This is a genomic window from uncultured Salegentibacter sp. (assembly GCF_963972535.1).
Lineage (GTDB): Bacteria > Bacteroidota > Bacteroidia > Flavobacteriales > Flavobacteriaceae > Salegentibacter.
This window is the reverse complement of record NZ_CAXAVR010000156.1, coordinates 1-4,595: the sequence shown is the minus strand read 5'-3', so window position 1 is coordinate 4,595 and position 4,595 is coordinate 1. Positions and strand designations below refer to the sequence as shown.

Annotated in this window: 4 protein-coding genes and 1 pseudogene; 2 read left to right on the top strand and 3 right to left on the bottom strand. The window is 38.9% G+C overall.

Annotation, left to right across the window (positions count from 1 at the left end):
* A partial coding sequence (locus tag AACZ30_RS12980; RefSeq protein ID WP_339649869.1) for a hypothetical protein occupies nt 1–336 on the top strand: 336 nt, incomplete at its 5' end.
* A 2-nt stretch (nt 337–338) separates the two neighbouring features.
* Nucleotides 339–1,799 (top strand): glutamate synthase subunit beta, encoded by a 1,461-nt coding sequence (locus tag AACZ30_RS12975; protein ID WP_075325902.1) that lies wholly within the window; start codon nt 339–341, stop codon nt 1,797–1,799.
* Between the two features lie 164 nt (nt 1,800–1,963).
* Here AACZ30_RS12975 and hemL read toward each other — a convergent pair whose 3' ends face one another.
* The 3 genes and pseudogenes from hemL to AACZ30_RS12960 form a co-directional block, all read right to left on the bottom strand.
* The gene (hemL, locus tag AACZ30_RS12970) at nt 1,964–3,253 is read right to left on the bottom strand and encodes a glutamate-1-semialdehyde 2,1-aminomutase (RefSeq protein WP_339649866.1); all 1,290 of its coding nucleotides are present in this window, start codon (nt 3,251–3,253) and stop codon (nt 1,964–1,966) included.
* A 6-nt stretch (nt 3,254–3,259) separates the two neighbouring features.
* Complete coding sequence (locus AACZ30_RS12965) at nt 3,260–4,090, bottom strand: glucosaminidase domain-containing protein (protein ID WP_339649865.1); 831 nt, start codon at nt 4,088–4,090, stop codon at nt 3,260–3,262.
* Between the two features lies 1 nt (nt 4,091).
* A pseudogene (locus AACZ30_RS12960) lies at nt 4,092–4,595 on the bottom strand (1-aminocyclopropane-1-carboxylate deaminase/D-cysteine desulfhydrase); the annotation flags it as partial.

The window sequence follows — 4,595 nt, the reverse complement described above, 5'->3', positions numbered from 1 at the left end:
GTTATTTTAGGAAAAATAGGAAGAAATTTCGCTGCTGGAATGAGCGGGGGAATCGCTTATATCTATAATGCCGATAATACTTTAGACAATCATAATTTCAATATGGAAATGATTGGATTAGAAGATCCTTCAGAAGAAAATAAAAAAGAATTAAAAGAACTTATTGAAAATCACTACCGCTACACCGAGAGCGATGTAGCAAAAGAAATCCTGGAAAACTGGGAAGAAAATGCCGGTAAGTTTATAAAAGTAATGCCTGCAGAATATAAAAAGGCTTTACAAAAAATGGAAGAAGAGAAAATGTTAAAAGAACAAGTAGAACTCAAAACAGCATAATTATGGGTAAGATAAGAGGTTTTATGGAATACGACCGCAAGGTGGAAGAGACAGAAGCTGTTGAAAATCGAGTTAAAGATTATAAAGAATTTACAAAAGAAATGTCTCCCGAAGAATTGGGAGACCAGGGAGCAAGGTGTATGGATTGCGGAATTCCGTTTTGCCATAGCGGTTGCCCGCTTGGAAACTTAATTCCAGATTTTAATCACGCAGTTTATAAAAACGATTGGAAAAAGGCACTTAGCATTTTACACGGCACCAATAATTTTCCTGAATTTACCGGGAGATTATGCCCGGCCCCTTGCGAATCGGCTTGCGTTTTGGGAATCACAGATCCGCCGGTGGCGATTGAACTTATTGAGAAATATATTGTTGAGCGAGGATTTAAAGAAGGCTGGGTAACGCCACAACCTCCAAAATCCAGAACAGGAAAAACAGCCGCAGTTGTTGGCTCGGGTCCTGCAGGTCTTGCAGCAGCACAACAACTTAACAGGGCCGGTCACGAGGTTACTGTTTTTGAACGCGACAAGAAAATTGGCGGACTTTTACGTTATGGAATTCCAGATTTTAAAATGGAAAAACACGTGATAGATCGCCGGGTAAATATTATGAAAGAAGAAGGAATCAAATTTGAAACCGGAGTTCATGTAGGTGAAAATTATGAAGCTGAAAAACTTAAAGAATTTGATGCCGTAGTACTATGTGGTGGCGCCACTAAACGCCGAAATCTTCCAATTGATGGAGCCGAAGGCGACGGTGTAATGCAGGCAATGGATTTCCTAAAAAATAATAATGAAGTTGTAGACGGTTTAAAAGAACAAACCGAAAAATTTTCTGCCGAAGGTAAAAATGTGATTGTTATTGGAGGTGGTGACACGGGTTCAGATTGTGTGGGCACATCTAACCGTCACGGCGCAAAATCGGTAATTAATTTTGAAATTATGCCGATGCCGGCAGAGCATAGAGACAGGGAAAATCCCTGGCCTTACTGGCCGTTTACGCTAAAAACTACTTCTTCTCACGAAGAAGGTGTTGAGCGAAACTGGAGCATTAATACCAAAGAATTTATTCGTGATAAAGAAGGAAATTTAAAAGCTTTAAAAACGGTAAATATAGAATGGGTAAAAGGGGAAAACGGAAGACCTCAACTAAAAGAAGTAGAAGGATCTGAAAAAGAATGGCCTTGTGAACTGGTGCTTTTAGCCTTAGGATTTACAGGTCCGGAAAAAACTTTAAGCGAACAATTAGGATTGGAACTTGATAGCAGAACAAATATTAAGGGAGACGAAGCTTATCAAACCAACATTCCTAATATTTTTACCGCCGGTGATATGCGACGCGGCCAATCTCTAATTGTATGGGCAATTTCTGAAGGTAGGGAAGCTGCTTACCACGTAGATAAATATTTAATGGGAAAATCTCTGTTACCAAGAAAAGGAGAAGGTGATCTTCCCGCTGCTTAATTTGAATTTTGAATAAATTGTAGGTTAAAAGCGTCCGGGTTTCGGGCGCTTTTATTTTTTTTAAACGAGGCAAACGAAATTAAGAAATCCTGTTCCTGAAATAAATTCAGGATGAATTAAATAAATGCAACCTCACAGGTTTAAAAATCTGTGAGGTTTTTTAATTAAAGTGTTTTTGCAACTTTATTCACCGCTTCAATTGTAGTGTCTAAATCTTCATAAGAAAGAGCATCACTTATAAACCAGGTTTCAAAAGCACTTGGCGCAATGTAAATTCCGTTTTCTAACATTCCGTGGAAAAATTTGTTGAAAATTCCATTTCCAGCTGAGTTAGCGGCAGATTCGAAATCAACAACGGGTTCTTCCCCAAAATGTATGGAAATCATAGAACCTACACGGTTTATGGTATGTGCTACATTATTTTCTGAAAGTACTTTTTCTACTCCTTCGTGAAGATATGCGGTTTTCTTGTCTATACTTTCAAAAATACTTCGGTTATTATCCAGTTCAGTTAGCATCGCAAGTCCCGCAGCCATGGCTAAAGGATTTCCGCTTAAAGTTCCCGCCTGGTAAACCGGCCCAACGGGAGCCAGATAATCCATAATTTCATTTCGTGCGGCAAAAGCACCAACCGGCAAACCTCCACCAATAACTTTTCCAAAGCAGGCAATATCAGCATTCACTCCCATTCGTTCTTGCACGCCTCCTGCAGCAAGCCTAAAGCCGCTCATCACCTCATCAAAGACCAATAAAATACCGTCTTTATCACAAAGTTCACGTAAACCTTCCAGAAAACCTTTATTGGGAGGAATGCAGCCCATATTTCCGGGAACAGGTTCAATAATTATACAGGCAATTTCATCTTTATTAGCTTCAATTAAAGATTCTAAATTTTCAAGATCATTATATTTTGCAAGTAAAGTGTCTTTTGCCGTCCCTTGCGTAACGCCTGGGCTGTTTGGCGTACCAAAAGTAACCGCACCACTCCCGGCCTGGATTAAAAAAGAATCACTATGCCCGTGGTAACAGCCGGCAAATTTTATGATTTTTTCTTTTCCGGTAAATCCGCGTGCAAGCCTAACCGCACTCATAGTCGCTTCGGTCCCAGAATTCACCATTCTTATTTTATCGATATTCGGCACCATTTTTACCGCCAATTCAGCGATTTTAGTTTCAATTTCGGTAGGAGTTCCAAAAGAAGTCCCTTTTTTTGCGATATCTATTACGGCGTCGATTACCGGTTTGTGAGCGTGACCTAAAATGAGAGGTCCCCACGAATTTATATAGTCTATTAATTTATTTCCGTCTTCATCATACAAATAAGCTCCTTCGGCTTTTTTAATAAAAATGGGATCTCCACCCACTGCTTTAAATGCTCTTACCGGGGAATTTACTCCGCCGGGAATTACTTTTTGTGCCGAAGCGAACAATTCGCTACTTCTTTTATAGATCATAAATTTTTATTCTGCAGAGATAATTACCAACATTTGCCCTACGGAAATATTAGTATCTCTTAAATTATTAAATCGCTGTAATTCTTCTACTGTGGTATTATGCTGTTTTGCAATCCTGTATAAAGTATCGCCCTTTTTAACCTTGTAAGTAACCGACTCTGGAGACTCGGGCGTATAAGTATAACTTGGAGATGGCCTTTTAAGTACATCTGCGTCAAATTGATAAAGTCTGTAACGTTCAATTAGACTAATTAATTTATCTGGGTAACGTCTATCGGTAGCATAACCTGCCTTTCTCAAACCTCTAGCCCAACCTTTATAATCGTCTTCATCTAATTCAAAAAGTTCTGCATAACGTTTTCTTTCTGTGAGAAAAAGTGAATGATCCCTGTAAGAATAACGAGCATCTTTATATTTTCTAAAACATTCGCCGCGCGCATCATCGTCGTGATAAGCTCTAGCACCTTTCCAGTCGTGGCATTTAATTCCAAAATGATTATTTGCGCGCATGGTGAGATCTCCTTTTCCACCACCAGATTCTAAAATTCCCTGGGCCAGGGTAATACTCGCAGGAATGTTGTAAAGCCGCATCTCTTCCATAGCTACCGCAGCAAAATCCCGAATATAATCTTCTACCGTATAAAGACGTGGATTTACAGGGGGCAACATAGGCTCTCCATCTAAAGGTTTAACCCCTTCTATTGCGGTATTTGGCGATTCAGTGAAAGCATTTTCCCTGTTAGAATCTTTCTTAGTGGTGACTACTTTTTTCTTGCTTCCGCAGGAAACCGCAAATGCGGCGAGAAAAATTAAAACAAAAAACCGGTTAATTCTCATATTAAAAAGTGATTAGAGGCAATTTTTTCTTTTTTAAAATCATATTTATTCCCTGGATTCCCTGTAAACCGCCGGTGTGAATGGCCAGAATCTTACTTCCAGAAGGGAAATACCCGCCTTTTATAAGGTCAAAAATACCAAAAACTAGCTTTCCCGTATATACCGGATCTAATTGAATTTTGTATTTTTTTTTGAAAATATTAATAAAATTTATCAATTCCGAATCTACCTTAGCGTAACCCCCAAAATGATAGTCGATTTTTAATTCCCAATTATTTTTAATACTGTATTTTTCAATTTCTTCGGAAAGAAAATCACCTTTCAAAGCCGGAAAACCTAAAACTTTCTGATTTATATCTGAAGCGTTTATCAAGCCTGCAAGAGTCCCACCGGTACCTACTGAAGCTGCTATAAAATGAAATTGCCCGTCTTTCTCGTTTAAAATTTCCTGGCAACCTTTTACGGCCAAATCATTTGTTCCCCCTTCAGGCACAAGATAAAATTC